The 3,158-nt window shown below is 51.1% G+C and carries 2 rRNA genes (1 of these 2 cut by a window edge); both read left to right on the top strand.

The window, feature by feature from the left end:
- A 23S ribosomal RNA gene (locus tag CBY09_RS23105) occupies window positions 1-2,788 on the top strand; it begins 91 nt to the left of the window's first position.
- A 156-nt stretch (window positions 2,789-2,944) separates the two neighbouring features.
- Window positions 2,945-3,057 (top strand): 5S ribosomal RNA (rrf, locus tag CBY09_RS23110).
- Window positions 3,058-3,158: the final 101 nt, after the last annotated feature.

Here is a 3,158-nt window from a genome sequence, read left to right on the forward strand (position 1 = left end):
AATAAGCTTTGATCCGGAGATTTCTGAATGGGGAAACCCACCTCGCAAGAGGTATCGCATACTGAATACATAGGTATGCGAGGCGAACCGGGTGAACTGAAACATCTCAGTAGCTCGAGGAAAAGACATCAACCGAGATTCCGAAAGTAGTGGCGAGCGAAATCGGAAGAGCCTTCTAGTGATAGCACGACTGTTAGCAAAACGGGATGGAAAGCCCGGCCATAGCAGGTGATAGCCCTGTATGCGAAAACAGACGTGTGGTACTAAGTTAGAGAAAAGTAGGGCGGGACACGAGAAATCCTGTCTGAATATGGGGGGACCATCCTCCAAGGCTAAATACTCGTAATCGACCGATAGTGAACCAGTACCGTGAGGGAAAGGCGAAAAGAACCCCGGGAGGGGAGTGAAATAGATCCTGAAACCGCATGCTTACAAAAAGTAGGAGCCCGCAAGGGTGACTGCGTACCTTTTGTATAATGGGTCAGCGACTTACATTCAGTGGCAAGGTTAACCGAATAGGGAAGCCGTAGAGAAATCGAGTCCGAATAGGGCGAATCAGTCGCTGGGTGTAGACCCGAAACCAAGTGATCTATCCATGGCCAGGATGAAGGTGCCGTAACAGGTACTGGAGGTCCGAACCCACTAGTGTTGCAAAACTAGGGGATGAGCTGTGGATAGGGGTGAAAGGCTAAACAAACTTGGAAATAGCTGGTTCTCTCCGAAAACTATTTAGGTAGTGCCTCAAGTATTACCTGCGGGGGTAGAGCACTGTTTAGGCTAGGGGGTCATGGCGACTTACCAAACCTATGCAAACTCCGAATACCGCAGAGTACAGCTTGGGAGACAGAGCACCGGGTGCTAACGTCCGGACTCAAGAGGGAAACAACCCAGACCGCCAGCTAAGGTCCCTAAAATTGGCTAAGTGGGAAACGAAGTGGGAAGGCTAAAACAGTCAGGATGTTGGCTTAGAAGCAGCCATCATTTAAAGAAAGCGTAATAGCTCACTGATCGAGTCGTCCTGCGCGGAAGATGTAACGGGGCTAAGCCAGTTACCGAAGCTGCGGATTTGCAATTTATTGCAAGTGGTAGGAGAGCGTTCTGTAGGCCTGTGAAGGTGTCTGGTAACGGATGCTGGAGGTATCAGAAGTGCGAATGCTGACATGAGTAGCGTTAAAGGGGGTGAAAAGCCCCCTCGCCGTAAGCGCAAGGTTTTCTACGCAACGTTCATCGGCGTAGAGTGAGTCGGCCCCTAAGGCGAGGCAGAGATGCGTAGCTGATGGGAAACAGGTCAATATTCCTGTACCGATCAATAGTGCGATGTGGGGACGGAGAAGGTTAGCTCAGCCAACTGTTGGATATGTTGGTTCAAGCCTGTAGTCGTGCCTGGTAGGCAAATCCGCCGGGCTTAGATGAGGGGTGATAACGAGTCTGCTTGCAGACGAAGTGAGTGATACCCTGCTTCCAGGAAAAGCCACTAAGCTTCAGCTATTGACGACCGTACCGCAAACCGACACTGGTGCGCGAGATGAGTATTCTAAGGCGCTTGAGAGAACTCAGGAGAAGGAACTCGGCAAATTGATACCGTAACTTCGGGAGAAGGTATGCCCCAAGTAGGTGAACTCGTACAGAGGGAGCCCAACGGGGTTGCAAAAAATCGGTGGCTGCGACTGTTTAATAAAAACACAGCACTCTGCAAACACGAAAGTGGACGTATAGGGTGTGACGCCTGCCCGGTGCTGGAAGATTAAATGATGGGGTGCAAGCTCTTGATTGAAGTCCCAGTAAACGGCGGCCGTAACTATAACGGTCCTAAGGTAGCGAAATTCCTTGTCGGGTAAGTTCCGACCTGCACGAATGGCGTAACGATGGCCACACTGTCTCCTCCTGAGACTCAGCGAAGTTGAAATGTTTGTGATGATGCAATCTCCCCGCGGAAAGACGGAAAGACCCCATGAACCTTTACTGTAGCTTTGTATTGGACTTTGAACAGATCTGTGTAGGATAGGTGGGAGGCTTTGAAGTGAGGTCGCTAGATCTCATGGAGCCAACGTTGAAATACCACCCTGGTGTGTTTGAGGTTCTAACCTAGGTCCATTATCTGGATCGGGGACAGTGCATGGTAGGCAGTTTGACTGGGGCGGTCTCCTCCCAAAGCGTAACGGAGGAGTTCGAAGGTACGCTAGTTACGGTCGGACATCGTGACGATAGTGCAATGGCATAAGCGTGCTTAACTGCGAGACTGACAAGTCGAGCAGATGCGAAAGCAGGACATAGTGATCCGGTGGTTCTGTATGGAAGGGCCATCGCTCAACGGATAAAAGGTACTCTGGGGATAACAGGCTGATACCGCCCAAGAGTTCATATCGACGGCGGTGTTTGGCACCTCGATGTCGGCTCATCTCATCCTGGGGCTGTAGCCGGTCCCAAGGGTATGGCTGTTCGCCATTTAAAGAGGTACGTGAGCTGGGTTTAAAACGTCGTGAGACAGTTTGGTCCCTATCTTCCGTGGGCGCTGCAGATTTGAGGAAGCCTGCTCCTAGTACGAGAGGACCGGAGTGGACACACCTCTGGTGTATCGGTTGTCACGCCAGTGGCATTGCCGAGTAGCTAAGTGTGGAAGAGATAACCGCTGAAAGCATCTAAGCGGGAAACTCGTTTCAAGATGAGATCTGCCGGGGCCTTGAGCCCCCTAAAGAGTCGTTCAAGACCAGGACGTTGATAGGCTGGGTGTGGAAGCGCAGTAATGCGTTAAGCTAACCAGTACTAATTGCTCGTGCGGCTTGACCCTATAACTTTGATAGCCAATCCCCGTGACTGCACACGCAGCACCCGGACGCTTCGAAGATTGTTATGCCAAGTTAGACGCAGTCAAAACACAAAAATCTGATTCCAGACTCTATGAATTCGTTAGCCTGCTCAAAGAGCAGGCCGACACCAAGTTATGCCTGATGACCATAGCAAGTTGGTCCCACTCCTTCCCATCCCGAACAGGACAGTGAAACGACTTTGCGCCGATGATAGTGCGGGTTCCCGTGTGAAAGTAGGTCATCGTCAGGCTCTTACAGCACAAACCGCCCTTCTGCTCAATCGAGTAGAAGGGCGTTTTGCTTTGGGGTGCGCGCCTCACAGCAATCAAGCTGCATTGATCGACACAATGC

This window comes from Acidovorax kalamii (assembly GCF_002245625.1).
GTDB lineage: Bacteria > Pseudomonadota > Gammaproteobacteria > Burkholderiales > Burkholderiaceae_C > Acidovorax > Acidovorax kalamii.